Raw genomic sequence first — 25491 nt, forward strand, 5'->3', positions numbered from 1 at the left:
TCACCTTCCCTCTGCCGCTCTCCGTTACCACTCCTCCCCCGCGGCGAAGCGAAACCTCCCGAGCGCTCCCGGCTCGACGGCGTCCGCGGGCCGCAGGCGCAGCGCCCAGCTGAGGAGCGCGTGGTCGACCATGTAGAGCCTGGCCTGCTCGGCCCGACCGCCCGGCGAGAGATGGTCGGCGAACCAGCGGAACGGGGTACTGCCGCCGTACGCGTCGTGCGGCGTGTACAGCAGGTCACCGAGGCCCAGCTCGGTCAGCACGTTGAGCACGTAGCTGAACGGGTAGGGCCGGTTGGCCCGGCTCTCGGCCGACCGTTCGAGCGACGGGAAGGCGGTGAGCATCCGGTCGACCATCGACTCGGTGATGAGGTCCTCCCGCCCGGTGAAGAACGCGAGCTGGGTGAGATACGCGTACGAGATCCCGTAGAGGAAGTAGTCCTGGCCGGGGTCGATGTCCCGCCACTGGGCGACCAGCGGCTCGACGATGCCGGTGATCCGGGGATCGTCCGCCGTGAGGCGCTGCAGGTTGTGCAGCGCGACCACGTGGTAGAGGCCCATGTGCGTTCGCTCCACCGGGGCGACGGCGGCCATCAGCTCAGCCGCCTCCGCGAGCCGGTCCCGACCGGACTCGAGGTAGGAGAGACGCCCCGTGACCGCCACCGCGTTGAGCATGGTGAGGAGCGGGTAGACCTTGGCGAACGCCGGCGACATCGGGCTCGGGAACGACGGGTAGATCTGCAGCTCGTCCACCCGGTCCAGGTAGGACAGGGTGGCGGACACGTAGTTCGTCGGCCCGTCGAAGATGTGGCCGTCGAACCCCAGCAGCATGGTGGCGGACAGGAGCATCGACCCGCCGCGGCCGCGGAAGAAGGGCGCCGGGATGTTGTCGATCAGGGCCAGGGCCTCGGCCACGTGGTCGTGCTCGGCCGACACGAGCCTGTCGTGCAGGTCGAGCTGTCCGAACGCGAGGAACACCGCCGTCCAGGCCGACAGCTTTTCGTAGTCGCCATGCCGGCCCCGGTTCTCGTCCTTGATGCCGTCCGGGCGGATCTCACCGATCGTGGCGAGCACCTGTGCCGGGATGTCCCGGTCGCCGTCGAGCAGGTGTGCCTTCGAGACGCCCAGCTTGGCCACCGCGCTGAGCAGCGCGCAGCCCGCCGTCAGCCGGTAGTAGGGGTTGGCGATCGCGAAGGCCGAGTCGGCCGCCGTGTTCATCAGGTCCTGGGTCTGCCGGTAGCCGAGCCGGACCGAGGGATCGGCGACCTGGAGGACGAGCTCGGCGAGAGCGCGTGCGAAACCCGTGTACGTCCCGACGCCGGGCGCCCGCTCGTCGAGCAGGGCGAACGAGTCGCGGATCCGGGACGCCGCCGTCGCGTCCCAGCCGATGGGGTGCTGGCCCAGGCCGATGCCCCGGACGATGCGGCTCCAGGGGGTGGCGATGACGCGCGACTCGATCGAGAGGTCGTCCAGGCCGCGGACCGGTGGTGTCAGAAGAAACGTCACTTGACCTGCTCCTTCCGGGCGAGGCCGGCGTTGTCGGCGTTGTCGGCGTCAGGGAGCGGCGGCACCGGGACACCCAGGAAGTCCGGCCGCGATCCGGTGAGCATCTGCAGCGACCAGTTCAGCCACTTGATGCCCTCGCAGTAGATGGCGATCGGCCGGCGCTGGACGTCGGGCGAGTCGACGACGGTCCCGTCGATCTCCGACGCGAAGTGGAACGGGGGCATCGCCGTGAAGTGGGTTCCCATGGTGAAGACGAACCGGATGACCCAGTACGGATCAGACAGGTGCTGCTCCGACGTGGGGTCGTCCAGGCCGTAGACGTCGGTCATCACCTGGGCGAAGTAGTCCTCGATGCCCCGCGGGGCGTCAGGGGTCACGGCAAGGCCGCGCTCCGTGACGTCGCGCACCCGGTAGGAGCTCTGGTAGGGGTTGCCGCGGTGAAAGTCGATGGTCACGCCCGGCGAACCGTCCGGGCCCCTCGAGACCACGAGGTCGAACGCCTCGTTGTGCATCTCGTCGTAGTGGCCGACGGAGTTGTGCCACGGCTTGTTGTCGTACATGGGGTCGTCGCTCGTCGTCGCGCCGTCGCTCCGCCAGCCGATCGCGCGCGGGTCGAGGAACTTCAGCCCTATCGAAGCGGAGGTGATGGCGGCCAGCGCCTCACGGATCTCCGCGTGGCCCGCCCCGCTCTCGATGACCGCCTGGGCACGGACCAGCGCCGCCGTGTCGCCGATCTTGATGTTCTCGGTGTTCGTGTCCCCCACCACCAGCGAGTGGAACGACGGTTCGAGGACCTGCTGGAACACGGGCTCCCGGCGGAACTCCTCCAGGAGGCGGCGGTGGTTCAGGTAGCGGCGCCCGTTGATGACTATCTCGTCCGTGTCGAGCAGGCCTGGTCCGAACGTGGCCGGCGCCGTGCGACGGCACAGGTCGAGCCGGTCCTCGATCTTGCGGAAGTACTGCTCCTCCAGCGTGCCGCGTGGTGCCGGGACCCGGCGGGCCGTGTGGATGTTGCGGTGCACGAAGCCCGCGATCTCCTGGTAGAGCCGCGCGACGACGACCGGCGGCGGGACGTGGCGCGCGATGTACTGGCCCACCTCGTCGCCCGGTACGAAGCTCATCTCGTAGATGACCTCGCGGCGCACGGGATCGCCGTCGGCCGCGCCCAGCGGACGCACCTCCCGCTCGAGGACCGAGTACACCTGGGGGAAGTAGTCACGGACGGATGCGGGCAGCGCCATCAGGTACTCCGCCTGCTTCTTCGCCTTGGTGAACGGGGGAAGCATCGCCCCCTGCCCCTCCGGGTCCCACCGGGCGGTCGTGAGCGCCTCGCTGAGGACCTTGCGCACCAGCAGCTCGCTCTCGCCACGGCGCCGGAAGAAGACGGTCATCGACTCGCTGCCGCCGTTGCCGAACCCGACGAGGATCTCCCCCGGGTTCATGTACGCGCAGACCGTGCTGCACAGCAGGCTCCGCTGCTGGGCGTAACGCATCACCGCGCGCTGTTCCGAGGACGCGGTCAGCAGTGCCCGGCGCTCCATGGCGTCCAGGTCGCGGTTGAGTCCCCGGCGCCACAGCTCCTCCGCGGTGCGCACGGTCAGGACGCGGTTCGCGTGGGGCGTGGTGTCCAGCGAGGCGATGCGGCTCGACGAACCGAGGGCGAGGATCGTGCACGAGGCGTTGAGCCGGATGGGGCGCTTCCCCCGGCGCAGCTCGCCGGGCCGGCAGATCGTGGCGGTCCCGGCGGCCAGGTCCTGCCTGGTCTCGACCGGAGCGCCCGTCGAGGACAGGACCGGCACCGCCGCGTCGGTGAGCCGCGCGCCCAGCCGGCGGACGATGCCGTCGGTCAGGACGGTCTCGCCCAGCCTGCCGCTGACGATGTGCGCCCCGAGCTCGATGACGTCACCGGCGTCGGCCGCACCGGAGGCGACGAGCGCCACCAGCCAGCCGAAGGCGTCGCCGCCCTCGAGGAACGCGTGGTTGTGCGCGAACAGCCCAGGCCGGTGCTGCTTCAGCAGCTCGAACATCGAGACCTGGTACACGAGCAGGTCGATGGCCTCTGCCTCGGCGATCGCCGCCCTGAGACCCGTGGAGTGGGTAGTGGTGCCGTTGTCCGCACGGAGCCGCTCGGCGATGCGGGCACGGATCCGCTGAGCGATCGGCTGGGACTCGACGAGCATGCGAGCGGCGCGGGCGGCCTCGAGCAGCTGCGGCTTGCGCGGTTTGCCGAAGTGGACCACGAGCGCCTCGGCGTCCTCGGCCGCCACAACGGTCCGGGTTCTGATGCGGCCCTTGGCGTCGCGGACGCAGAGCTCGGTGAAGGCCTGCCCGACGGCGCCGGGCCCGGCGTCGAGACGCTTCTTGAGCCGCGCCCCGACGACCAGCTCGCCCTCCAGGACGTGCCTGCGGTGCGCGAGGGTGTACTTGAGCGCCTCGCTCATCTCCAGGTACGAGGCCGAGACCGCCCCGTCCGGCTGGGTCGGCAGCGCGCACGCCATCTCCAGCAGGTACTTCTCGAAGGCGGGCTCCGCCCTGGCCAGGTCGTTCACCCGCCGCAGCAGGTCGTAGTCCCACGGCTCCGGGCCGGCGCCGTCGGCCGACCGGAGCTCTTGCAGCGCCGTCCTCAGCCGTACGACGAGGCCCGCGCCGTCGAGCAGGGTCGACGCGTCACGCGCGCCGGTGAACGCGATAGCCGGGGAACGCGTCCAGTTGTCCTGCAACAGGTCCAGCGACTTGCCGCCCCGCCCGATCTCGACCACCATGTCGGGCCGCAGCTCGTCGATCAGCTCGACCGTGCGCTGCGAGTCCATGACCTCGTTGGTCATCGCGAGCACCGCGCTGCGCACCTGGTCGCCGGTGATCAGAAAGCTGCCACCGCTGTTGGAGATCATCGGCGTGTGCGGGTCGGCGAACCGGACGCCCTGATCGTCCATGTAGTGGTCCAGCGACTCCCGCGCCTCGATCATCTTCCGCGAGTGGGCGAGGAACTTCGTCGGCTCCTTCAGCTCCTCGGCCTTCACACCCGGGAACGCCCGGATGATCTCGGCGAACATCGAGATGAAGCCGGCGCGGACGTAGACGTTCGTCTGCTTCGGCGAGTAGCGCTTGTGGATCTCGACGTCGTCCCGGTAGCGCTCCGTGAGCTCGCCGAGGAGCCTGCGCAGCTCGTGGGGCTCGGCCTTGAGCGCGATGACGTGCGCCGGCTCGGTGATCGGCGGCCGCTCCCTGGAGTAGCGCGGCAGGTACCTCGCCAGGCTCGCGCCCAGCGGGCCGCGTCCCTCCTGGTTCGACGCCGCCAGCAGCAGCGGGGTGAAGGCGCGGGCCACCAGCACGCTGTCCTGGATCGACAGCGCGCCGCAGGCCACCGCCGATGCCAGCACGCCGAAGCTCTCCCCCGTGTAGGCGACGAAGTGAGCGACGCCGGTCTCCGCCGCGCGCTCCCGCAGCTCGATGTTCAGGGCCAGGTTGTGTGCGAGGAAGCCCGCCCCGATGAAACCCTGGCGCTCGACCGGGTCCTCCGGCAGGTTGGCGGCCGTGAGCGAGAGCCCTTCGGGTCCGTTCGCGATCTGGAGCGCGTCAGCGGCTTCCTGGTACAGCTCGACGACGGACTCCGACGCCGAACCGATAGAGGTCCACCCGACCTCGCGATACGCAGCTCGGCTCCCGAGCCCGGGAAAGAATCCAGCCAGGTTGAAACCCTGGGCGACCGTCGTTCCCGGCATCGTTCCCGTGGACGAGCGGCCTTGTTCCGCGTGGAGCACTGAGGGGTTCATGACGCACCTTTCACCAGTCTTGATCGTGGTGCAGGGCAGGCAGGGGAAAGCCCCCCGGCCACCTTTGGAAGTCAGTGCTGCAGCCGGGGGGCTGCTTGGTGCTGGATCTTGCGGGTCTTGCTGGACAGTGCTGCTGGATAGTGCTGCTGGATAGTGCTGCTGGGTACCGCGGCCCGAGCCGCTGGGTGTCAGGCGCGCTCCGCGGCCACCGGCTCGGCGGGTGCGGTCTCGGTCGCCGCGTCGGCGGGCGCCGACGTCAGATCGGACGCCGGGTCCTTTGCCTTCGTGGCGATGGCCGTGGCGAGGACCAGGGCCGCCGCCAGGGCGAGGCCCGCGCCGACCCACAGGGGCGACACGAACCCGAAGCCGGCGGCGATGGCCATACCGCCGAGCCAGGCGCCGAACGCGTTGCCGACGTTGAGCGCCGCGACGTTCGCGCCGGACGCCATCGTGGGGGCATCCCCTGCGACCTGCATGATGCGCAGCTGCAGGCCGGGCGCCGTGGCGAAGCCGACGGCACCGAGCAGGAACATCGCGACGAGAGCCGCCCACATGTTCGAGGCGGTGAGGCCGAAGACGGCGAGCACCACCGCGAGCAGGCCGAGAATCACCAGGAGCGACTTGTCCATGGCCCGGTCGGCGGCCCGCCCGCCGACCAGGTTGCCGATGAAGGTGCCCACCCCGAACAGGAGCAGGAGCCACGGCACCGCCGACACGGCGAAGCCCGTGACATCCGTCAGGGTGAACGCGATGTAGGTGTACGCCCCGACGACCGAGCCGAACGCGAGGATGCTGACCAGCGCGGACATCAGTACCTGGGGCCGGCGGAAGACGCGGACCTCGCTCCGCAGGCTGCCGGACGGCGCGGCCGGCGAGCTGCCGACCAGCAGCTGGATGCCGACGAGCGTGACGACGCCGATCGCGGTGATGGCCCAGAAGGTGGAACGCCAGCCCAGCTCCTGGCCGAGGAAGGTGCCCAGCGGGACCCCCACCACGTTCGCGATCGTCAGCCCGGCGAACATCAGGGAGATCGCTCCCGCTTTCCGGTTCTCCGCGACCATGTCGGCCGCAACGACCGCGCCGACCCCGAAGAACGCGCCGTGGCACAGCGCGGCGACGATGCGACCGAGGAGCATGATCTCGTAGGTCGGGGCGATGGCCGAGATCAGGTTGCCGAGGATGAACAGCACCATCAGGCTGACCAGGACCCGCTTACGCTCGAATCGCGAGACCGCGCCGGTCAGGAAGATGGCCCCCACCGCGACGCTCAGCGCGTAGCCCGAGACGAGATAGCCCGCTGCGCTCTCGGTGACGGCGAAGTCGGTAGCGATCTCCGGGAGCAGCCCGACGATGCCGAACTCGGTGAGGCCGATGCCGAAGCCGCCCAGCGCCAACGCGATGAGGCCGGACGGCAGGGCCCTCGATTGCTGTGACATGACACATTCCCTTCAGGTCGCCAAGTGGGTAGATCGTTACATCGTATTATGACGATGTGACTGCGGCGACGTTAAGACTGGATGAACCACGCATCTCGGGCAGCGGCGGGCTGGACCCCGCTCGCCCCCGCCCCGGCGCGGGCGACGTCGGCGGAGCGGCCCACGGCGACGGTGGCCGTGCAGTCGGTCCTGCGCGACACCGGGACGGGTTTGTCCTGAATTGCGCGTAATACGCAAAAGCGATTGAGCAAGGTTGCAGAACTGCGCAAACAGCCTTTGGGTGAAAGGAAAATACACAGACAGAAACAAAGGCTTGATGCCATAAATCAACATTGCACATTCATCTTGACGCCGCACCGAACCGCTGGCAGGCTCATGCACCCACCGAGCTGAGCGATTGCCAGACGTACGTGAATTGATCGCCCTGGCCCGAAATGACAACAGAAAGAAGAAGGTTATGGGCGACGGGATCGCCACAGGCGTCATGGTGAGAGTCACCGGGGCGTCGAGCACCGAACGCGGTACAGAGGGCATCGTGAAGACCGTACGACCGGGCTGGGCCGGCAAGGAGGCCGTGGTCGTGGTCGACGGCGTCCTGCGGTCGCGCGAGGTAGCCATCCCCGTGACGGATCTGTCGAGGCAGTAGGCCGCGCTGCTTCCTCGCGCGCCGACAGACAACGCCGACAGACAGCACAGCAGGCCCGCCTCCGATGGAGGCGGGCCTGCTGTCATAGGGGTGGAGCTGCCGGGAATCGAACCCGGGTCCGGTGACGCTTTTCGAGTACTTCTCCGGGCGCAGTCTGCTATGGATTTTCTCGGCCCCCGCACTCGCGCAGACACGTTCGCGGACAGGCCCAGTCATCTGAGTGTTCCCGCAGCCCCGATGACGAGAGCTACGAGCAGTGGCTTCCTAGATGACGCCGGCTACTGGGACGGAAGCATCTCCCAGGCCGACGGACTTCGGGCTCGCTCAGGCGGCGAGGGCGAAGTCGTTGCGCGAGTTATCGGCAACTATGTGTTTGCAGGCATCGTTTACGAGATAAGCCTGCATCCTCGGCCCGCTTCTCCTCGAAGCACGACCACCGTCGAAACCGATCAGCCCCTATGTTGTTTTCAACTGCCCCGTCCGGGCCGGGCCCGTGCGGAACATCTCCATCCTATGCGACAACTCCGCAGACGGGAACGTTATTTCCGTTACAGCCCGCAGCCCGTGGCAGCGACCGCGACCGGTCAGCGGAGCTCCTTCTGCCGCATCGCCCGCTGCGCCTCGCGCATGTCCTGCTGCTCGCGCAGGGTCTGCCGCTTGTCGTACTCCTTCTTGCCTCGGGCCAGGGCGATCTCCACCTTGGCCCGGCCGTCCAGGAAGTACAGCGCCAGCGGGATCAGGGTGTGCCCCTTCTCGCGCGACTTCGACTCCAGCCGGAGGATCTCCTCGCGGTGCAGCAGCAGCTTGCGCCGGCGCCGCGGCGCGTGGTTGTTCCACGTGCCCTGGAAGTACGCGGGGATGTGCACGTTCTCGAGCCATGCCTCGCCACGGTCGACGGTGGCGTAGCCGTCCGTGAGGGAAGCCCGCCCCATCCGCAGCGCCTTGACCTCGGTACCCGAGAGCACGAGCCCGGCCTCGAAGACGTCCTCGATCACGTAGTCATGACGGGCTTTCTTGTTGTTCGCCACGATCTTGCGCGGATCGTCCTTCTTGGCCATGGTCTCCCTCCGGGATCTGCTGGTGCGGCATACCCCGTGCGGGCAGCGCGACGCCCCAGTTTACGCGTCCGGCCTGGGTGGACCAGGCTTTTACAGCCAGCTCATCGGGTCCACCGTGGAACCGTTGATGTACACCTCGAAGTGCAGGTGGCAGGCCGTCGACGTGCCCGTGGTGCCCGAGTACCCGATCACCTGGCCGCGAGAGACCCGCTGACCCGACGACACAGCGAACGAGCTCAGGTGGTTCGAGCTCGTCATCACGCTGCTGCCGCCGGACGAGTAGCCGTGGTTGATCAGCACCTGGTTGCCCAGGCCGTCCAGGTAGCGCGCGTACAGCACCGTGCCGTCCGCGGGCGCCATGATCGGGGTACCGCAGTACGCCCGGAGGTCGGTGCCGGCGTGCAGGCGGTTGTACTGCAGCACCGGGTGGAACCGCATGCCGTACGAGGAGGTGACGACGGGGTTCGCCGTCGGGTAGCTGAGGAACGACACGGTGCCCGTGCCGCCGCCGGACGATCCGCCGCCCGAGGAACCGCCGCCCCCGGAACCACCGCCCGAGGCGTTCCCGTCCGACTCCTGCTCGGCCCGCTCCCTGGCCAGCCGCTCGTCCCGCTCCCGCTGCTCGCTGATGATCCCCTTGAGGTCGGACTCGATGGAGCTGAGCTCCTCCTCGGTGTCCTGCATGTTCTGCACCGCGACGTGCTTGCGCCGCTCGATACGGGACTTGAGCCGCTCCTGCTCGGCGATCAGCTCGACGATCTCGGCCTTGCGCTGGACCGCCGACTGCTTGGCCTGCTCCTTGGACCGCACGTTCTCGTCCGCCAGGCGCTTGAGCTCCGTGACCACCTCACGGATCGCGGTCAGCCGCGCCTGCAGGTTGCGTGCGGTCGCCTCGGCGCTCTGCAGCTCGGCGAGCGTGCGCGCCCGGATCCGCGCGGCCGACGACGAGACGGAGTACCCGTCGATGAACTCCTCGGTGCTCTGCGCGCCGGTCACGAGGCCGATCGTCGAGGCGTTGCCCGCACCGCGGAACTCCTCGCGCGCCATCTGCGCGATGTCGTCGCGCGCCCCGTCGACCTTGCCGGAGCCGTCCTGGAGCAGCTGGGTGACCGTTGCCTCCTCCAGCTGCGCGTCGGCCAGGCGCTGGGCGAGGATCGCCGCCTCCCGCTCCGCGCGCTCCAGCTCGGCCTCGGCCACGGCGAGCTCGGCCTCCGCGACGGGCAGGCGACCCTCCACCTGGTTCAGCTCGAGCACGGCGTCAGCCAGCTGCTTGTCCGTGTGCTCCAGCTCGGCCTCGAGGTTCTCGCGCTCGTCCTCCTTGGCCTGCTGCTTCCGCTCGGCGGCGGCGCGGCGGTCGTCGAGGTCGTCCGCGTACCCGACAGTGGCGCCACCCAGCAGGAGGACCGCCGCGAGCACCGCCGCGACCGGGCCGCGTCCGACAGCTCCGCGTGCGACGGTCCAGAACCGAAGGCTTCGTGAAGTAGTCATCAGATCCTCGTGTACCGGTTCAGGGTGAAGAAGGACGAGAGCGCGGCCAGGGCGACGGCCATGACCACGAGCAACGGCGCGACGCGGAGCACGTCGACCTCAGAGACGTAGGCCACCCAGTCGACCGACCGTTCGAGCCAGTCGCTGACCATGAACCGCACGGCGAGCCAGAGCCCACCTCCGGCCAGCAGCGAGCCAAGCACTGCCGCCAGCGCCCCCTCCAGCAGGAACGGCAGCTGGATGAACAGGTTGGACGCGCCCACCAGGCGCATGATCTCGGTCTCCTTGCGCCGCGAGACCGCGCTCAGCCGGATGGTGGTGGTGATCAGCAGCACCGCGGCCAGGAGCATGACGCCGGCCAGCCCGGCCGCGAGCAGCGTGGCGACGTTGAGCGTCCGGAACAGCGGTTCGAACACGGCCCGTTGGTCCTTCACGATCTCCACGCCGTCCCGGCCGGAGAGCACGTCGCTGACGACGGCGAACTGCTCGGCGTCGGCCAGCTTGAGGCGGAGTGAGGCCTGCATGTCGTCGGCGGTGAGCTGCGTGCCCTGGTAGCCGTCGGGGTAGCGCTCGCTGAACGCCTCGAACGCCTGCTCCTTCGACTCGAAGTAGACGGCGCTGACCTCGTCGGACAGCTCGGTGTCGATGATCTGGCGCACGGCGTCGACCTGGGCGCGGGTAGCCTCGCCGCCCGCGCACGTCGGCACGACGGAGCCCTGCGGGCAGAGGAACACGGAGACCTCGACGAGGTCGTACCAGTCGTCCTTCAGCTTGCCGATCTGGGCCTGGAGCAGGGCCGCCGCACCGACGAACGTGAGCGACACGAACGTCACGAGCACCACCGCCACGACCATGGTGGTGTTGCGGCGCAGGCCCGAGAAGACCTCGCCCAGCACGAACTGGAAGCGCACGGTCAGACCCCCCGCGCGGTCTGGACCGGCGCACGGGTTCCGCTGCCCGGGGAGTCGAGCACCGGCGACGCGCCGACGTCGGGCAGGATCGCCTCGCGCTCGCCGTAGCCGCCCCGTGCCTCGTCGCGGACGACGACGCCGTCGGACAGCTCGACCACGCGGCGTCGCATCTCGTTGACTATCTCGTCGTCGTGCGTGGCCATGACCACCGTGGTGCCCGTCCGGTTGATGCGGTCCAGCAGGCGCATGATGCCCAGCGAGGTGGTGGGGTCGAGGTTGCCCGTCGGCTCGTCGGCCAGGAGGATCTGCGGCCGGTTGACGATCGCGCGGGCGATCGCCGCGCGCTGCTGCTCACCGCCCGACAGCTCGGTCGGCATCCGTTTGCCCTTGCCCGACAGGCCGACCATCTCCAGCACCTCGGGCACGGTGTCCCGGATGACGTGGCGCGGCTTGCCGATCACCTGCAGGGCGAAGGCCACGTTCTCGTGGACCGTCTTGTTCTGCAGCAGACGGAAGTCCTGGAAGACCACGCCGAGCTGACGGCGCAGCGTGGGCACGCGCCACCCGGAGAGGTTCGCGACGTCCCGCCCTGCCACATAGACCCGCCCGCGCGTGGGCCGCTGCTCGCGCAGCACCAACGACAGGAACGTCGACTTGCCCGAGCCCGAGGCCCCCACGAGGAACACGAACTCACCACGCTCGACGTCCACGGAGACCTGGTCGAGGGCAGGCCGTGCGCCCCGCGCGTAGACCTTCGACACGTTCTCGAACCTGATCACGAGCCCGAGACTAGGGGTGGGAACCCATGGCGTGTCGGGCGGACACGCCGACAGAACTCACCCGGTCCGCAAAGTCCGGACGCCATATCGGTCAAAACGTCTGGCAAGCGGCATTTCGGCTGGGGCTACGTGCCCCGGCGCGACCGTCAGCTCTCGCCGCCGCCCCGGCGCCAGCGGATGCCGGCCTCGATGAAGTCGTCGATGGCGCCGTCGAACACTGCCTGCGGGTTGCCCGACTCGTGCTCCGTGCGCAGGTCCTTGACCATCTGGTACGGCTGCAGCACGTAGGAGCGCATCTGGTCGCCCCAGCTCGCCTTGATGTCGCCGGCCATCTCCTTGCGCGTGGCCGCCTCCTCCGCCTTGCGGAGCAGGAGCAGACGCGACTGCAGCACGCGGTAGGCGGCAGCGCGGTTCTGGATCTGCGACTTCTCGTTCTGCATGGCCACCACGACACCGGTCGGGATGTGCGTCATGCGCACCGCGGAGTCCGTGGTGTTCACGGACTGACCGCCAGGGCCCGAGGAGCGGTACACGTCGATCTTGAGCTCGGTGTCCGGGATGTCGATGTGGTCCGTCTGCTCGATGAGCGGGATCACCTCGACCGCCGCGAACGACGTCTGCCGGCGGCCCTGGTTGTCGAACGGCGAGATCCGCACCAGCCGGTGGGTGCCCGCCTCGACGGACAGGTTCCCGAAGGCGTACGGCACGTTGACCTCGAAGGTTGCCGACTTGAGACCGGCCTCCTCCGCGTACGAGGTGTCGCCGACCTTGGTGGGATAGCCGTGGCGCTCGGCCCAGCGCAGGTACATGCGCATCAGCATCTCCGCGAAGTCGGCGGCGTCGACGCCGCCCGCACCCGCACGGATCGTCACGACCGCCTCGCGGGAGTCGTACTCGCCGTTCAGCAGCGTGCGCACCTCGAGCGCCGCGAGGTCCTTGCGGATCTTCGCGACCTCCTCCTCGGCCTCGGTGAGCGAGTCGGCGTCGTCCATCTCGTGGCCGAGCTCGACGAGCGTCTCGACGTCGTCGATCCGGGCGCGAAGCTTCTCCACCCGGTCGAGCTCGGACTGCGCGGCCGAGAGCGCAGAGGAGACACGCTGGCCCTCGTCCGGGTCGTCCCACAGGTTGGGAGCCGACGCCTGCTCGGACAGCTCGGCGATCTTCGCCTGCAGGGCGGTCGGGTCGCTCACTGCCTCGATGGAATCGAGGGTGGCGCGGAGCGCCTTGATCTCTGCGGGAAAGTCGTTGGTTGCCACGATGTTCAAGGTTACCCGCGCATCGTCGTGCCCGACGCCGGAAGATCCGGCGCAGGCTCGAACGGCTGCTCAGCGAGCCCCGGGCTCCGGCAGCTCGCGGCCGAACATCTGAGCGGTCGCCCGGGCGCTCGGGTTCCCGGCGTCGGGGTCCGCGCCGTGCTCGACGAGCACCCTGATCACGTCGGCCTCGTTCTTGAACACCGCACCCGCGAGCGGCGCCTGGCTCTTGCCGTTGAGCCGGTTCACGTCCGCGCCCCGCTCGGCCAGGCCCGCCGTCAGGTCCGCGTGCCCGTGGTAGGCCGCGAGCATCAGCAGCGTGTTGCCCGACTCGTCGGCCAGGTCGACGGGGAGCCCCGCGTCCACCAGGTCCAGCAGGACGTCGGCACCCTGCCGGGCGAGGTCGAAGATCTGCTGGGGCTCCAGGCGTGTGCCTGCCTCGGGGTCGCTCATGGCCACAACCTAACCCGGCTCACCACGCGCGTGCCGTGGACGACGCCGTCACCGAGATCCCGCCGCCGAACGCGTCGGTGAACCACCGCAGCAGCGGCGGCCGGGACACCGTCGCGAGGGACACCCGGGCCGAGCGACCGTCCGGCGAAGACGCACCGGTCACCGCGAGCGGGATGCCCGGCGGGTGCTCGGCGAGGTACTGGTCGACGGCGGTGCGCACGTCAGCGTCGGACAGGGTGAGCGGGGCGCCGTCGGCAGGCGCGCCCGCACCCGCGTAGAAGGCGTCGGGAGACATCGCGCTCGCGGCGTCGGCAGCGGCGAGGTCCGCGACGTCGTAGAGCGTCTTGCGGTCCAGGTGGACCGCGCTGGCCGAGGCGACCACCGCGACGAGCATCAGGGCGAACGCGACGAACGCCGAGGTCAGCAGCATGATGCGGCCGCTCTCCAGGTCGGTCAGGTGGGCGTCGGGGCTCATTCCCTCATTGTCCAGGGGGTGGCCCGCACCTGCCGGGCGGCGGTGGCGGTTGTCCACAGCCCGCCTTGCCCAGTGCCCGAAGCGACCTAAACGTTTCACTTTCTCCGATCTTTGAAAACGTTTAGCAGAACCCCTTGACAGGCGGCACCGCGCATCGAAATCCTTTTCCACGTCCGACGGGCCAATGACGGCCCGCCCAGCACGAAGGGATCAACGATGACCCGAACGCTCACCCCATCGCCGTCGCGGCGCGGGTTGCGAGCCATCTCGCTCGCCACCCTGACCGCGGTGGTCCTCGCCGGCGGTGTCGCAGCCACCACCGCACAGGCTGCCGGCAGCACGTTGCAGGCCGCCGCCGCGGAGTCGGGCCGGTACTTCGGCACCGCCATCGCGGCGGGCAGGCTCAACGACTCGGTGTACACGACCATCGCGAACCGCGAGTTCAACATGATCACCGCCGAGAACGAGATGAAGATCGACGCGACCGAGCCGAACCAGAACCAGTTCAACTACACCAACGGCGACCGGATCGTGAGCTGGGCACGCAGCAACGGCAAGCAGGTCCGCGGCCACACGCTGGCGTGGCACTCGCAGCAGCCTGGCTGGATGCAGAACATGAGCGGCTCCGCCCTGCGGAACGCCATGCTCAACCACGTCACGCAGGTGGCCACCCACTACCGGGGCCAGATCCATTCCTGGGACGTGGTGAACGAGGCGTTCCAGGACGGCTCCTCCGGCGCCCGCCGCGACTCGAACCTGCAGCGCACCGGGAACGACTGGATCGAGGCGGCGTTCCGCGCTGCCCGGGCCGCCGACCCGAACGCCAAGCTCTGCTACAACGACTACAACACCGACGACTGGTCGCACGCCAAGACCCAGGCCGTCTACAACCTGGTGCGCGACTTCAAGGCCCGCGGCGTGCCGATCGACTGCGTGGGCCTGCAGTCCCACTTCAACGCGCAGAGCCCCGTGCCGAGCAACTACCAGACCACGATCTCGAGCTTCGCGGCGCTGGGCGTCGACGTGCAGATCACCGAGCTCGACATCGAGGGCTCCGGCACCGCGCAGGCCGACAACTACCGGCGCGTCGTCCAGGCCTGCCTGGCCGTCTCGCGCTGCACCGGTATCAGTGTCTGGGGCGTCCGGGACACCGACTCGTGGCGCGCCAGCGGCACCCCGCTCCTCTTCGACGGCAGCGGCAACAAGAAGGCCGCCTACACCTCCACACTCAACGCTCTCAACGGGGGCGGCACCGGCAACCCCGACCCCGGTACCGGCTGCACCGTGACCGTCAGCAGGGCGAACGAGTGGTCCGACCGGTTCAACGTCTCGCTGGCCGTGTCCGGCAGCTCGACGTGGCGGGTCTCCATCCAGACACAGGGCGGCCAGACCCTGCAGAACTCGTGGAACGCGACGGTGTCCGGAACGAGCGGCACCCTGACAGCGACACCGAACGGGTCCGGGAACAACTTCGGCATCACGCTCTACAAGAACGGCAACAACAACAACCCGACGGCGACCTGCACGGTCCCCTGACCCGCTGACCCATGACCTGCCACTGGGGGCAGGTCAGCAGCGAGAGAGGCTCGGTTGTGAGCGTGACCGTCGCGCCCGTGTGCCCCTTGTCGGCGCAACGGTCACGCTCACAACCGACTACGGGCGGGGCTGGGCGTAACGGTCCGTCGTACCCGTGCGAGCTGCCTCGACCGGGACGGACAGCGGTACCCAGCCGCGTACGGCGTCGGGCAGGAGGGGCAGCGGCACCTCGACCCGCACGACGGCGCTGACCGCACCACCCGGCGTCAGGCACGGGGAGGCGGAGCACTCCAGGCTGAGCGCGCCGCTCGCCCGCTCGAAGCCCTGGTCCGTCAGGGCGATCCCGACAGCGGCATCGGCACGCGCCTCGCCTGCCGCCGACGACTCGGCCGTGACCATCGCACGGACGGCGTCCTTGGCTGCCCCCTCGGCGGCGAACGCGGCGGCCTGGACCCGCCCCAGGGTCACCACCAGATAGACAAGAGGAATCAGCAGGATCAGGGCGACGCCGAGGAACTCGACCATCGCCGAACCACGCTCCGGCTCCCCCGTTGTCATTGCGCCTCCTCCAGCGCGTGGCCCTGCACGGTGAGCGTCCCGCCGGGACCCAGCAGGCCGACGACCGGCAGCGTCGTGCGCACCGTCACCTCGGTCACCACGAGGCCGTCGACAGTGGTGCGGCCGGCGGTGACGTCGCGGGCGTAGGCCACGGTCAGGGCTCCGGCCAGCAGCGCACGCGTCCGCGCGACGCCGTCGGCGGGACCCCGGTCGGCACGGGCCGCGACGCGGGCGCCCTCCGCGGCCGCGTCGATGGCGAGGGACCGCACGTGCACCGCGAGCGCCACCTGGACCACGCCGAGCAGCAGGGCCAGGACCAGCACGGACACCAGGAGGAACTCGACCGCGGCGGAGCCGTGCTCCGGCCGGCCGGAGCTCATCCCTGGCCTGTGACGCTGCTGATCGCCTGCCGGAACGCGTTCTCCAGCAGCGGGCCGGCCATGGCCCAGAGTGCGACCACAAGGCCCGCCGTCATCAACGTCACCAGGACCCAGCCGGGTACGTCGCCCCGTTCACTGCCCGGTTCGGAACGGGCCTCTGGGGCGGGCTCATGGCCGTCGCGCATGTCGTTTCCTTTCGAGGGGGAAATACGGGGAGTCATGTCAGAGCCCGATCCGCAGGGTGGCCAGGCTGGGGAAAACCGCGAAGACGACGGTGACCGGCAGCACGAGGAAAACGACCGGGACCATCATCAGGATCTCCTTGCGTCCGCCCGCCTCCAGGAGGGAACGGCGGCCGGCCTCGCGGACGTCGCGTGCCTGCGCACGCAGCACGTCAGCCAGAGGCGTTCCGCGCTCGAGCGAACGGACGAATTAGTCCCGGCAACTAGAGGAGAACGACGTGACGGGGGCGCCGACCGGCGGCCGTGTTGCGCAAGGAATGCAGCACCGCGCGCGCCCTGCCTCGTCCGCGCGCATGTCAGTGGTTCGGGTCATACTTCCGGACATGGCGGGATGGCGACCGATGGGTCAGACAGCGGAAGAAGCGGCAGCCCTGCACGAGGACGTCCCGGGGTGGATGGCAGAGGCTCTGTGGGCATGGATTGGCAACCAGATCACCCTCCGGCCCCCATACGAAGAAGACTTTATTCGGATCGACCTCGTGGACAGGTTCGAGCAGCTCCGCCGGTCGTCTAGTCCCGTGACCGCCTCGTTGCGGTCTGCGGTCGAGATGCAAGGCCCTCATGTGGCTGTCGCAACGCTCCGCAGCAGGTGGGACCCGCACGTGGACGTGATTCCGTTCGTGGACTACCTCGTTTCCATCATTCCGGACTCGGACGGGTACTCGGCTGTATCGCTTGAAGAATTGCTGGAGTTCAATGGATCCGCCTGGAAGGTAGGCACTCGTGAGGGTTACCCGGGTTTGGAGCGGCGAGTGCCCTTGGGTGTGCAGGAGGCCGCCGAACACGTCATGGCGAACGCCTCCCACGCGGGCGATATCCTCTCGGAGGCATGGCACGCTGCGTTCGGCGTGAACCCAGATCCGTCGAAGGCGTACGACCGCGCACTCAAGGCTGTTGAGGCCGCGATGAAGCAGCAGGTGTCTCCGAACGACTCGATGGCGACGCTCACGAAGATGAGGAATGTCGTCCGAGACCAGAAGGACTGGACGTTGCCGTTCGATGGCCAGGACAAGGTCACGCCGAATTCTGCTGTCCTGATCGGGATGCTCAACATGCTTATCGCAGGGCAGGTGGGTCGCCACGCGCACGATGGCCCGTTGCCGGTTCCTACACAGGAGGCGGCTGAAGCTGCCGTCATGCTGTCGGTTCCGCTGGTGCAGTGGTTCTCCTCGGGAGCGGCTGCGCGTCCCTGAGGCCTCTGTCATGCCAGGAGCGACCGGAGGACCGTTGCGGCGCCGTCGTCGTCGAGCGTGCCCGTGACGTGATCGGCGGCGGCTCTCACGGGGACGGGCGCGTGTCCCATGGCAAACCCGGTCGACGCCCACAGGAGCATCTCGAGGTCATTCTCGCTGTCGCCGACAGCGACCGTGGCGTCGTCTTCGACGCCGAGCTCGGTACGCACCTTCTCGAGCGCCGTGGCCTTCGAGAGCCCTGGCGGCGTGACGTCTACCCAGTCGGTGCGGGTCGGTATCGCCGTGATCCCGAGAGCGCGCAGGGCGGGCACGGCGCGATAGGCGCTTGGGCCGTAGAGCGCTAGCCGGGGCGTCGGCTCCGCCCAAAGCTCCTCGAGCCCGGTGACGCTGTTCTGCGTGCCGTTGACCTCGGAGTCCGGGAACGGGATGTTCACGCGGTAGCCGACGCCGACGACCTCGGCGGCGATGCGCAGGCCCGGCGAGGCGGCGAGCGCGGCCCGGATGGCGGTCTCGGCTTCGAGATCGTGTTGCGTGATGACCTCGAAGCCTGAGCCGGTCACGTGCGCCGTGACGGCGCCGTTGCTGGCGACGATCCAAATGTCGTCGTCGAGCTCGAGCTCTTGGGCCACGGAGAGCGCGCCGACGAGAGAGCGACCGGTCGCAAGCACGATGTGATGACCGGCGGCGCGGACGGCGGTAGCAGCGGCGCGAACGCCGGGCGACGCAGGGTTGCCCGTGCGGAGGAGGGTCCCGTCTATGTCGCACGCGACGAGTGCGGGCGGGGGCGCGAGGTTCATGCGGTCCAGCCTCGGCGCCGGGTGGGACGTCGGAATAGGTGAGACCCGGGGAGACTTAGGTCTCCCCCTGGCTCCCCGCGTGAGGCACGATGGGTGCCATGAGCGAACGGCCAGCATGGGCGGAGCGCCTACGTCGCGAGCGGGCTGCGCGTGACTGGTCGCAGGCCCGCGCTGTCGCGAACCTGCAAGCCGTCTACAGCCGGGCGACGGGCAAGGAAGCGCCGTCAGCCGAGTCGCTCCTACGGCAGTGGAAGGACTGGGAAGCGGGGCGCGTCACGCCGCGCACATGGGCGCCGCACATCGCCAACGTGTTCGGCACCGTGACAGACGAGCTCTTCCCGCCAGCTCAGCCGGTCGGCGACGTGGGCCTGTTGCAAGAGGCCGGGATGGACACGGCCGACCTAATCGCAAGGCTCGAGCGGTCGACGATCTCTGACGCCACGGTGACGGGGGTACAGGTCACGGTCGAGCGGCTCTGTACGGAGTACCGCTACCGCGACACTCGGGAGCTCCACGCCGAGGGCATGACGTGGCTCCGGCGGATGACGCGGCTGTTGGATGAGCGCTTGACGTTCCGACAGCATCGCGAGTTGCTCTCGCTCGCCGGTCGGCTCGCTCTGTTGGTCGGGTGCGTCGAGTACGACGCCGGGCGACACGTAGCCGCCGAGTCGACGCGCCGGTTTGCACTCGACCTGTCCGGCGAGGTCGACGACCGCGACGTCAGCGGATGGGCCTTCGAGATGTCGGCGTGGTTCGCTCTCACGTCCGGCGACCTGCACCGTGTCGTCGCTGCCGCAGAGCGCGGTATCGAGGTCGCCGGATCGCGGGGCGTCAGTGCCCAGCTCGCCGCCCAGGCTGCGAAGGCGTGGGCCAGGCTCGGCAACGCCCGGCAGGTCGAGTTGAGCCTCGAGCGCGGGCGCGCCGTGCTCGAGGCCCTGCCGATGCCCGACAACCCCGATAACCACTTCGTGATCGACCCGGCGAAGTGGTCGTACTACGAGATGGACGTACACAGGAACGTCGGGAACGACGCACTCGCGACGCTCTACGCCCAGGAAACGCTCCGGGCAGGCGTTCGGCCCGACGGCGTCGAACGGTCGCCCATGCGCAACGCGGAGGCCCGCATCACGCTCGCCGTCGTCGCAGCGCGGGCAGGCGACGCCGACGCGGCGCTCGACTACGGCGTGGACGCTCTCGCCGGAGACCGGCGGTCGGCGCCGAGCCTGGCGCTCGTGGCGCACGAGCTGACGCAGGAATTCGACCGGGCCAAGCTCACCGACGACCCGCGAGCTCGCGCCTACGCCGAGGCACTCGCCACCTTCGCGAGCTAGCGGGCCTACGCTGCCGCGTGCTCCTCGAGCCAGGCGTCGGTCTCTGTCTCGGCGACGTCGGCAGCCCATGCGCGCAGTGCGACGACGTCGGCACGGCTCGAGGCCCGGGACATCGCCAGCCCGAGCAGCGCCGAGCGGATCGCGTACTCGACGCCGGACTTCCCGAACGCTTCGCGCATCGCGGCGATGACGTCGTGAGCGTCACGGAGAGTGCGCCGGACGGCGGCCGGGGCTGGCAGCTTGTAGAGCACGTTGACGGCGGGCACGGCGTACCCGGCGCGGTTCGGGCTCGAGCCGTCACGGGCGCCGAGGAGCGTGAGCCTGTTCACGCGGCCTCCGTCGTCGTGAAGCGGTAGATGAACCGTGTACTTCGCCCGCTCGGGACCTCGACACGCTCGACGTGGTCGAACCACTCCGAGAGCAGCCGGTTCGCGGTCGCCGGGTGGAAGCCGCGATCCGTCATCGCCTCCCGCAGCTCGGCCAGTGTGGCGCCAGCGGCGATCAGGTCGAAGGCCAGCTTGCGGGCGACCGGGTTGTCGGGCGCTGGGCGAGACACACGGCGCGTCATCGGCGGGCCTCCTGGCGACGCGGGTAGGTGCCGACACCGCTCGCGATGGCGGCTCGCTCCTCGGCAAGGAACTGCTCGACGGAGATCGTGCGCAAGTCGCGCGTGATCGTGCGGCGCGGGTCGTCGGGATGGTCGACCATGACGACGCGGAGCACGTCCCACTCCTCGCCGAGCTGCTCGACCAGCCAATTGAACGTGTCAGCGGGCATCGGCTCCACGCCCCACTCGAGCCCGGCAGGAATCTCGACGGCGGCGGGGGCGGTGCTGCGCACCTTGGATCGGATCATGATGTCTTCCTCTGGGGTCGGGTGCCGCTGCCATCGGCGATGGCGCGACGTTCGGCGGCGAGGAACTCGTCGAGAGTCTCGCCGGTCGGCAGGTGCGCCGTGGTCGGCGGCGTGGCCTTGCGCTGGGAGCGGATCACGGCATGTCGCTCGGGTCGAGCGCCAGGGTTGCTAGGGCGCGCTGCAAGGCGTTGAACGTCTGTCGCGCCTCGGCGATCACAGGGTGTAGCTGGACGACGCCGCGCGCGGTGGTGATCGTCGGTTCGTCGAGCTTGGCGACGGCGGCGTCGAGCCAGTCGGCGCGATCGATCAACCGGCCAATCTCGCCAACCAACACGGCGCCGTCGAGAGCGAACGCGTAGCGCTCGATCACATCGAAGGCCCACTTCGCGCCACGGGACGCGCGGGCAACTGCCATGCGCTCGGCGTGGCACGTCTTGCAGCGGGAGCGGTAGCCGCTCGGCTTGCTGGCGTCGCGGACGGCGGTGGACTCATCCAGGACGAGGCCACACGTGGTGCAGGCGAGCGGGCTGCCGTCTGCGGTCGGGATATCAGGCACGGGGCCTCCTTCAGGGTCGGGTCACAGGCGGGTTCGCGTTGTTGCAGGTCAGAGGGCCGTGGTTTCTCTCTCCCACAGAACTTCTCTGGGTGAATATGTTTCGCAATGCCGTGAGAGCGGGAAGGGGGTACCCGGAGGGGTAGCTCCCACCCGGGGGTGGCCGACGGCGGGCGCGGTCACCACTCGCGCGTGAGCCTGTTCACGCGTCCCCCGGTGTCGACGGTGTGCGGGTAGTCGGGACGCTCCTTGAGCGTCGGCATGTCGACGCTGTCGCTCTTCGCTCGGTTGCAGCTCGCGTGACTCGGCTGCCAGTTCGCGGGGTCGAGGTCAGCGCCTCCGCGCGAGTAAGGAGTGATGTGATCGAGCTGGAACGCGCCGGGATGCGGACGCTTCAGGCTGTAGTCGATCGGCTTACCGCAGAGCGCACAGGGCCAGCCTTCACGGCGAGCCTTGGCCAGGAAGCGTGCCCGGCGGTTGAGGTACACGGTGGTGCCCGTGCGAGAGGTAGTCACCTTCGGTGCCTTCCAGGTTGAGGGGCGCCAGGATGGCGCCGGGCAGCAGAGAGCCCCCGTGCTGCCATGAGCGGGCGGCACAGGGGCTCTCTGGGGGACGGGTCAGACGCGGGACACGATGCCGGGCTCGTCGCCGGTCAGCATGCCGTTCGCGAGGGCTGCCTCGATCGGTACGGTGCGCTGCTTCTCCACCCCGGCGAGCTCGGCCTCGCTCGGAGGCAGCGCGCGTGCGGTAGCGAAGGCGGCACGGCGCTCCCGGAACTCGGCGAGGCTCTTAACGCCAGCGAGCTCGACGCCCTCGAGGTGGGCGACGAGTACCGCCGGAATGCCCTGGCCCGTCTTGCCTGCCTCACCGGCCAGGCCCCTATAAGCCCCGGCGAGCGCGTTCGACTTACCCTCTGCTGCCTGCACGAAGGCGGCGAGGTCCTCGCGCGTGTCCAGTGTCGGCGACGCGAACAGGAGCGCGATGGTCGCCGGGACCGGCTCGAAGCCGAAGAGCTCGGCGAGCTGTCGGGCAAGGGCGTCGATCGTCGCGTATGCGCCAGTCACCCGGGCGGCGTTGCTGACGACATCGGCGGGCACGCGCTCGAGGGACGGCGAGCGCTCAGTAAGGCGCGGAACGAGCGGGGCGGCCTCGGCGATCGTGGCGAACGCGGCGGCGATGGGCGCGGCAGTGAGCACCTGCTCGACGATCGAGTCGCGCTCGAAGAGGATCGCCGTAGCGACTGCCGCGTCGGCACGACGCTTGGCGGCGTCGAGGATGCGCCCTCGCTCCGCCTCCCCGGCGTAAGCACTGGCGAGCTTGTCGAGCTCGCGCCCGAGGTTCTTCTCGTCGGCAGCGATCAGGCGGTCGGCGAAGCTGTTCACGGTCGCGGGCGTCGGGTTGAGCTTCGCAAGGGCGGCGTGCTTGGCGCGGGCTGCGACGACCGCAGCGGGCAGCTCGACGTCGAGCCCGGCGAGGGCGGCGAGGATGCTTCGAGGGTTGGTCAACATGTTGGTATGGCTCCTTGGGTGGGGTGTGGACGGGGGCCGGACTTTCGCCGGCGAAAATCCAGGGGTTGGTCAGGCGTCGGCGGCGGCGTCGGGGGTGAAGAGGCCCGCGAGTGCCTCAGCGCCAGCGGCCTCGCGGAGCTCGCGAGCGGCGGGGAGCTGCCGCTCGGCGTCATCGGCGCGCATACGCGCCGCAGTTACCTCGCCAGCGGCCGTCATGGCGTCGCCGAGGCTGGCCTCGGGGTCGGTCTCGACAGCGGCGAGAGCAGCCTCGGCCTCGCGGACAGCAGTACGCAGCGCGGCAAGTGCGTCGGTCATGGTCGTCACGGTGTGGGGGCCTTCCGGCGGAGGGCACTGGTCAGTGCGCGGATGGTCTCGGCGGCGCGGGCGACGTCGTCAACGGCGCGTTGCCGTGACGCGTTGGCGCGGCAGCGGTCGCACCGTGCGTAGCCTTCGGGCTTGCGCCGCCCACACCCGGCAGTCGGACAGGTGTCGAACATGGGTTGTCCTTTCGAACGTTCGCGGAATAGGCAAAGAGCCAGCCCCGCCACACGCGATCCGCTCGGGCGCGCATGACGGGGCTGTCTCGGGTGTGCCTGCGACGGCTCAGCGCCTGGAAGGGGAAGATCCGGCGGGCGGGGCAGGCAGAGGGCGCTGCGCTCGGGCTCATGTGACCTGTTGATAGGTACCCGAGTGCAGCAGCTAGGGGGCGACGACGTCGTCACGTCGGCGGGAGCGGCTCGCCGGGAAGGGCTCCGGTCGGCGGCCCGTGCGGGCGTGTGCGTCAGGGAGCCGAAGGCGCCGGGTGTCCGTGCGGACGTGGGCGCCGAAGGTGGCGAGCGAGGGAAGCGCGTCGGGCGTGGGATCTCCGTGGGGCGGCGGCTAGCCCGGTCGCTCCGCTCAGAGCGACCGGGCCGGTACCAACCAACCGAAGGAACCCACATGCCCTCCTCGGCGCACATGAGCCGAGGAAGAGAGAGGCCCGCGACGCCGAGGTCGGCGAGCGCGAGCGGAGGCAGGAACGTAGTTCTCTGTCATAGGTGTAAACAGCCAGTGGTTGAGCGGTTCCGTGCCATCAGGGCCAATTCCTCGAGGCCCTTACGCTGCCGTCACGAGCCCCTCACGCGAGCCGCTCTGCGCGGTGGCGCAGCCGGGCGCCGACTGCGATGCTCCGTCCCATGGCCTACATCACATACGGCACCTTCACCTACAGCCTTCCAGAGCACACCGCCAGCACAATCGAGGCGGACATTGAGAGATGGCTGAGGTCAGGCGAGCTCGGTACGTTCATGGCCTACGACGGGAACGGCCAGGGCGTAAAGCTCTTCGTCACTCCGGGCGTACCCATCAGCGTCCACTTTGGGAAGATGCCCTAAAGGCGTACGCCCACAGACCGCGCCTGGCGGCGGCGTCGGCACCGCTCATACGTCGGCCTCGATCGCGGAGGCGACCAGGAAACGAACGTGCTCAACGAGCGCCGGGCTGAACGCGCGGTGCGCCGCGACGATCGCGTCGCGTGTCTCGGGGTGACGCCGAGCCCAGTAGGCACCGACGAGCTCGAGCGACCGGAGTGGGTCGTCAGACGACGCCATAGCGCTGGCCACAGGGCCCGGCAGCGCCTCGGCGAGGGCCTCGAGCTCCGGGTCGGGGTTAGACGGCGGGACCGGGGCACCGATCGCCTCGAGCGTCTCGGCATGGAACTCTTCAGGCGAGCGGTGATCGCCGAGCACTTCGGCGGCGTGCTGGAGTGCGTACACGGTGGCCTCCTTGAGGCGTCGGAAGAGTCGACGAATGACCGTCAGGACGACGGCGTTACCTGGGCGAGTGATGCGAAGGCCCATGTCCGCCGCAGCGGCGTAAAGCATCTGCCGCGACACCATGCGCGGGTGCGCCGGGCAACCAGGGGCATAGAGGTCGTCTCGGCCCTCGAGCCACTCCTCGAGCGTGCCCTCGGCGACGGCGTCGGTGCGGTCGTACGTCGCTTCTCCAAGCATGCTCTCGGCCAGGCCGAAGAGGTCGCGGCCGGGGATGCGGTCACCGACGGTGGGCGGCGGCGTGTCCCCGTACGGGTCGCCTTCCAGGTGGGTACGGATCACCCACTCTGCGGATTCGCGCTCTTCGCGGCGTCGGCGGGCGCGGTGCAAGCGCGAGCGCTCGGTCGCAGTCATCGCCGGGGTGCGGTCCTCGGGGGCCGGGCGCGGCGGCCTCGGAACGCGAGGAACGAGCTTCACCCACTCGCGGGCCGCGTCGGCGGCGTACGCGCTGTACGCGGCGCCGGGGAACGTAGCGGCGACGAGAAGGTCGCGGTAGGGCGCCTCGGCGTTGTCCACGTCGGGCAGCGCCGCAAGCGCGGTCTTCAGCGCGGCGACGACGTCTTCGAGTGGGACAGGCGTGCCGTCGAGTACCAGGGTGCGGCCGGAGCGCTTGACGCCGGGGACGGTCACGTGGGCGGCGAGCACGGCAGGGCCGGGCACGCCGACAGCGCGACGGCTGCCGTCGGTGTCGGCGAACCACGTGCGGTCGCGGTGTGCCTTCGGCAGGTCTAGCGAGCGACGTTCGCGGCGCGACGCTAGGCGCGCGTGCTCAATGGTGAGGTGCATGGGGAATCCTTCGGTGGCGGATGGTTGGCGGATTGCGAACAGCCCGACGCGATCCGCCAAGACACGTCGGGCTGTTCGGAATAGAAGACGGCCAGCGGCACGCGGTCTGCTCACCTCCGGGGCCAGGTGTGGCCCGGGGCGAGAGCGGCGCGGCGGCTCCCAGTGC

At 69.5% G+C, this 25491-nt stretch carries 28 protein-coding genes, 1 other RNA gene and 1 pseudogene; 5 read left to right on the forward strand and 25 right to left on the reverse strand.

The genetic code is table 11. The features are described from left to right. Positions 1 to 24: 24 nt before the first annotated feature. From ACNYC2_RS21515 to ACNYC2_RS21525, 3 genes are all read right to left on the reverse strand, one after another. A complete protein-coding gene (locus ACNYC2_RS21515) occupies positions 25 to 1503 on the reverse strand; it encodes a hypothetical protein (protein ID WP_419703743.1) in 1479 nt (492 codons plus the stop codon). Beyond that, positions 1500 to 5276 (reverse strand): hypothetical protein, encoded by a 3777-nt coding sequence (locus ACNYC2_RS21520; RefSeq protein WP_419703744.1) that lies wholly within the window; start codon positions 5274 to 5276, stop codon positions 1500 to 1502. Before ACNYC2_RS21520 ends, ACNYC2_RS21515 begins: the two co-directional genes overlap by 4 nt. A gap of 188 nt (positions 5277 to 5464) precedes the next feature. Beyond that, a complete protein-coding gene (locus ACNYC2_RS21525; RefSeq protein ID WP_419707877.1) occupies positions 5465 to 6691 on the reverse strand; it encodes an MFS transporter in 1227 nt (408 codons plus the stop codon). A 102-nt stretch (positions 6692 to 6793) separates the two neighbouring features. Between ACNYC2_RS21525 and ACNYC2_RS21530 the strand changes: the two genes are divergently transcribed. After that, positions 6794 to 6931, forward strand: coding sequence for a hypothetical protein (locus tag ACNYC2_RS21530; protein ID WP_419703745.1), 138 nt, complete (start codon positions 6794 to 6796; stop codon positions 6929 to 6931). A gap of 515 nt (positions 6932 to 7446) precedes the next feature. Here the strand turns inward: ACNYC2_RS21530 and ssrA are convergent. The 8 genes from ssrA to ACNYC2_RS21570 all read right to left on the reverse strand — a co-directional run bounded on the left by ssrA (position 7447) and on the right by ACNYC2_RS21570 (position 13775). Next, positions 7447 to 7815: a transfer-messenger RNA gene (gene ssrA, locus ACNYC2_RS21535) on the reverse strand. 127 nt (positions 7816 to 7942) lie between these two features. Continuing rightward, complete coding sequence (smpB, locus tag ACNYC2_RS21540) at positions 7943 to 8416, reverse strand: SsrA-binding protein SmpB (protein ID WP_116674061.1); 474 nt, start codon at positions 8414 to 8416, stop codon at positions 7943 to 7945. 90 nt (positions 8417 to 8506) lie between these two features. Beyond that, positions 8507 to 9904 carry a peptidoglycan DD-metalloendopeptidase family protein gene (locus ACNYC2_RS21545; protein ID WP_419703746.1) on the reverse strand — a complete coding sequence of 466 codons (1398 nt, stop codon included), beginning with the start codon at positions 9902 to 9904 and terminating at the stop codon, positions 8507 to 8509. Then, positions 9904 to 10815, reverse strand: coding sequence for a permease-like cell division protein FtsX (ftsX, locus tag ACNYC2_RS21550; RefSeq protein WP_419703747.1), 912 nt, complete (start codon positions 10813 to 10815; stop codon positions 9904 to 9906). Before ftsX ends, ACNYC2_RS21545 begins: the two co-directional genes overlap by 1 nt. 2 nt (positions 10816 to 10817) lie before the next feature. Then, the gene (ftsE, locus tag ACNYC2_RS21555; RefSeq protein ID WP_419703748.1) at positions 10818 to 11594 is read right to left on the reverse strand and encodes a cell division ATP-binding protein FtsE; all 777 of its coding nucleotides are present in this window, start codon (positions 11592 to 11594) and stop codon (positions 10818 to 10820) included. Positions 11595 to 11740: 146 nt separating this feature from the next. Further along, on the reverse strand, positions 11741 to 12850 hold the full coding sequence (prfB, locus tag ACNYC2_RS21560) for a peptide chain release factor 2 (RefSeq protein WP_377138031.1): 1110 nt from the start codon (positions 12848 to 12850) through the stop codon (positions 11741 to 11743). A gap of 69 nt (positions 12851 to 12919) precedes the next feature. Beyond that, positions 12920 to 13300: an ankyrin repeat domain-containing protein gene (locus tag ACNYC2_RS21565; RefSeq protein WP_419703749.1), complete on the reverse strand. Its 381-nt coding sequence runs from the start codon at positions 13298 to 13300 to the stop codon at positions 12920 to 12922. Between the two features lie 19 nt (positions 13301 to 13319). Continuing rightward, the gene (locus ACNYC2_RS21570; protein ID WP_419703750.1) at positions 13320 to 13775 is read right to left on the reverse strand and encodes a hypothetical protein; all 456 of its coding nucleotides are present in this window, start codon (positions 13773 to 13775) and stop codon (positions 13320 to 13322) included. 216 nt (positions 13776 to 13991) lie between these two features. On the opposite strand from ACNYC2_RS21570, the gene ACNYC2_RS21575 reads away from it, so the two are divergent. Beyond that, on the forward strand, positions 13992 to 15311 hold the full coding sequence (locus tag ACNYC2_RS21575; RefSeq protein WP_419703751.1) for an endo-1,4-beta-xylanase: 1320 nt from the start codon (positions 13992 to 13994) through the stop codon (positions 15309 to 15311). A gap of 117 nt (positions 15312 to 15428) precedes the next feature. Here ACNYC2_RS21575 and ACNYC2_RS21580 read toward each other — a convergent pair whose 3' ends face one another. The 4 genes and pseudogenes from ACNYC2_RS21580 to ACNYC2_RS21595 all read right to left on the reverse strand — a co-directional run. Continuing rightward, the gene (locus ACNYC2_RS21580; protein WP_419703752.1) at positions 15429 to 15869 is read right to left on the reverse strand and encodes a pilus assembly protein; all 441 of its coding nucleotides are present in this window, start codon (positions 15867 to 15869) and stop codon (positions 15429 to 15431) included. Next, positions 15866 to 16249: a TadE/TadG family type IV pilus assembly protein gene (locus ACNYC2_RS21585; protein ID WP_419703753.1), complete on the reverse strand. Its 384-nt coding sequence runs from the start codon at positions 16247 to 16249 to the stop codon at positions 15866 to 15868. Before ACNYC2_RS21585 ends, ACNYC2_RS21580 begins: the two co-directional genes overlap by 4 nt. Next, positions 16246 to 16434, reverse strand: coding sequence for a hypothetical protein (locus ACNYC2_RS21590; RefSeq protein WP_419703754.1), 189 nt, complete (start codon positions 16432 to 16434; stop codon positions 16246 to 16248). The genes ACNYC2_RS21585 and ACNYC2_RS21590 overlap by 4 nt, the downstream gene beginning before the upstream one ends. A gap of 37 nt (positions 16435 to 16471) precedes the next feature. Beyond that, positions 16472 to 16672 (reverse strand): annotated as a pseudogene (locus ACNYC2_RS21595) (pilus assembly protein TadB); the annotation flags it as partial. 421 nt (positions 16673 to 17093) lie between these two features. Here ACNYC2_RS21595 and ACNYC2_RS21600 point away from each other — a divergent pair. After that, positions 17094 to 17684 (forward strand): hypothetical protein, encoded by a 591-nt coding sequence (locus tag ACNYC2_RS21600; protein WP_419703755.1) that lies wholly within the window; start codon positions 17094 to 17096, stop codon positions 17682 to 17684. Between the two features lie 8 nt (positions 17685 to 17692). Here the strand turns inward: ACNYC2_RS21600 and ACNYC2_RS21605 are convergent, their stop codons facing one another. After that, positions 17693 to 18481 carry an HAD family hydrolase gene (locus tag ACNYC2_RS21605; RefSeq protein ID WP_419703756.1) on the reverse strand — a complete coding sequence of 263 codons (789 nt, stop codon included), beginning with the start codon at positions 18479 to 18481 and terminating at the stop codon, positions 17693 to 17695. Positions 18482 to 18579: 98 nt separating this feature from the next. On the opposite strand from ACNYC2_RS21605, the gene ACNYC2_RS21610 reads away from it, so the two are divergent. Further along, complete coding sequence (locus ACNYC2_RS21610) at positions 18580 to 19812, forward strand: hypothetical protein (RefSeq protein ID WP_419703757.1); 1233 nt, start codon at positions 18580 to 18582, stop codon at positions 19810 to 19812. Between the two features lie 5 nt (positions 19813 to 19817). Here ACNYC2_RS21610 and ACNYC2_RS21615 read toward each other — a convergent pair whose 3' ends face one another. The 8 genes from ACNYC2_RS21615 to ACNYC2_RS21650 form a co-directional block, all read right to left on the reverse strand. After that, positions 19818 to 20141, reverse strand: coding sequence for a hypothetical protein (locus ACNYC2_RS21615; RefSeq protein ID WP_419703758.1), 324 nt, complete (start codon positions 20139 to 20141; stop codon positions 19818 to 19820). Further along, a complete protein-coding gene (locus ACNYC2_RS21620) occupies positions 20138 to 20380 on the reverse strand; it encodes a hypothetical protein (RefSeq protein WP_419703759.1) in 243 nt (80 codons plus the stop codon). Before ACNYC2_RS21620 ends, ACNYC2_RS21615 begins: the two co-directional genes overlap by 4 nt. Continuing rightward, a complete protein-coding gene (locus tag ACNYC2_RS21625) occupies positions 20377 to 20667 on the reverse strand; it encodes a hypothetical protein (protein ID WP_419703760.1) in 291 nt (96 codons plus the stop codon). Before ACNYC2_RS21625 ends, ACNYC2_RS21620 begins: the two co-directional genes overlap by 4 nt. Then, positions 20664 to 20804 (reverse strand): hypothetical protein, encoded by a 141-nt coding sequence (locus ACNYC2_RS21630; RefSeq protein ID WP_419703761.1) that lies wholly within the window; start codon positions 20802 to 20804, stop codon positions 20664 to 20666. Before ACNYC2_RS21630 ends, ACNYC2_RS21625 begins: the two co-directional genes overlap by 4 nt. After that, the gene (locus ACNYC2_RS21635) at positions 20801 to 21223 is read right to left on the reverse strand and encodes a hypothetical protein (protein ID WP_419703762.1); all 423 of its coding nucleotides are present in this window, start codon (positions 21221 to 21223) and stop codon (positions 20801 to 20803) included. The genes ACNYC2_RS21630 and ACNYC2_RS21635 overlap by 4 nt, the downstream gene beginning before the upstream one ends. A 176-nt stretch (positions 21224 to 21399) precedes the next feature. Further along, entirely contained in the window at positions 21400 to 21735 is a 336-nt protein-coding gene (locus ACNYC2_RS21640) for an HNH endonuclease (protein ID WP_419703763.1), read from the reverse strand. A gap of 102 nt (positions 21736 to 21837) precedes the next feature. Beyond that, positions 21838 to 22728 (reverse strand): hypothetical protein, encoded by an 891-nt coding sequence (locus ACNYC2_RS21645; protein ID WP_419703764.1) that lies wholly within the window; start codon positions 22726 to 22728, stop codon positions 21838 to 21840. A gap of 69 nt (positions 22729 to 22797) precedes the next feature. Continuing rightward, on the reverse strand, positions 22798 to 23043 hold the full coding sequence (locus tag ACNYC2_RS21650) for a hypothetical protein (RefSeq protein ID WP_419703765.1): 246 nt from the start codon (positions 23041 to 23043) through the stop codon (positions 22798 to 22800). 860 nt (positions 23044 to 23903) lie between these two features. On the opposite strand from ACNYC2_RS21650, the gene ACNYC2_RS21655 reads away from it, so the two are divergent. Next, positions 23904 to 24101 (forward strand): hypothetical protein, encoded by a 198-nt coding sequence (locus tag ACNYC2_RS21655; RefSeq protein ID WP_419703766.1) that lies wholly within the window; start codon positions 23904 to 23906, stop codon positions 24099 to 24101. Between the two features lie 45 nt (positions 24102 to 24146). Here the strand turns inward: ACNYC2_RS21655 and ACNYC2_RS21660 are convergent, their stop codons facing one another. Further along, on the reverse strand, positions 24147 to 25325 hold the full coding sequence (locus ACNYC2_RS21660; RefSeq protein WP_419703767.1) for a hypothetical protein: 1179 nt from the start codon (positions 25323 to 25325) through the stop codon (positions 24147 to 24149). Positions 25326 to 25491: the final 166 nt, after the last annotated feature.

Source organism: Promicromonospora sp. NFX87 (assembly GCF_048564965.1).
GTDB lineage: Bacteria > Actinomycetota > Actinomycetes > Actinomycetales > Cellulomonadaceae > Promicromonospora.

Coding starts and splice junctions, on each gene's coding strand:
- ACNYC2_RS21520 (WP_419703744.1), bottom strand. CDS start 5,276: ATGAACCCCTCAGTGCTCCACGCGGAACAAGGCCGCTCGTCCACGGGA.
- ACNYC2_RS21530 (WP_419703745.1), top strand. CDS start 6,794: ATGAACCACGCATCTCGGGCAGCGGCGGGCTGGACCCCGCTCGCCCCC.
- smpB (WP_116674061.1), bottom strand. CDS start 8,416: ATGGCCAAGAAGGACGATCCGCGCAAGATCGTGGCGAACAACAAGAAA.
- ACNYC2_RS21545 (WP_419703746.1), bottom strand. CDS start 9,904: ATGACTACTTCACGAAGCCTTCGGTTCTGGACCGTCGCACGCGGAGCT.
- ACNYC2_RS21565 (WP_419703749.1), bottom strand. CDS start 13,300: ATGAGCGACCCCGAGGCAGGCACACGCCTGGAGCCCCAGCAGATCTTC.
- ACNYC2_RS21570 (WP_419703750.1), bottom strand. CDS start 13,775: ATGAGCCCCGACGCCCACCTGACCGACCTGGAGAGCGGCCGCATCATG.
- ACNYC2_RS21575 (WP_419703751.1), top strand. CDS start 13,992: ATGACCCGAACGCTCACCCCATCGCCGTCGCGGCGCGGGTTGCGAGCC.
- ACNYC2_RS21580 (WP_419703752.1), bottom strand. CDS start 15,869: ATGACAACGGGGGAGCCGGAGCGTGGTTCGGCGATGGTCGAGTTCCTC.
- ACNYC2_RS21585 (WP_419703753.1), bottom strand. CDS start 16,249: ATGAGCTCCGGCCGGCCGGAGCACGGCTCCGCCGCGGTCGAGTTCCTC.
- ACNYC2_RS21590 (WP_419703754.1), bottom strand. CDS start 16,434: ATGCGCGACGGCCATGAGCCCGCCCCAGAGGCCCGTTCCGAACCGGGC.
- ACNYC2_RS21605 (WP_419703756.1), bottom strand. CDS start 18,481: ATGAACCTCGCGCCCCCGCCCGCACTCGTCGCGTGCGACATAGACGGG.
- ACNYC2_RS21610 (WP_419703757.1), top strand. CDS start 18,580: ATGAGCGAACGGCCAGCATGGGCGGAGCGCCTACGTCGCGAGCGGGCT.
- ACNYC2_RS21620 (WP_419703759.1), bottom strand. CDS start 20,380: ATGACGCGCCGTGTGTCTCGCCCAGCGCCCGACAACCCGGTCGCCCGC.
- ACNYC2_RS21625 (WP_419703760.1), bottom strand. CDS start 20,667: ATGATCCGATCCAAGGTGCGCAGCACCGCCCCCGCCGCCGTCGAGATT.
- ACNYC2_RS21645 (WP_419703764.1), bottom strand. CDS start 22,728: ATGTTGACCAACCCTCGAAGCATCCTCGCCGCCCTCGCCGGGCTCGAC.
- ACNYC2_RS21650 (WP_419703765.1), bottom strand. CDS start 23,043: ATGACCGACGCACTTGCCGCGCTGCGTACTGCTGTCCGCGAGGCCGAG.
- ACNYC2_RS21655 (WP_419703766.1), top strand. CDS start 23,904: ATGGCCTACATCACATACGGCACCTTCACCTACAGCCTTCCAGAGCAC.
- ACNYC2_RS21660 (WP_419703767.1), bottom strand. CDS start 25,325: ATGCACCTCACCATTGAGCACGCGCGCCTAGCGTCGCGCCGCGAACGT.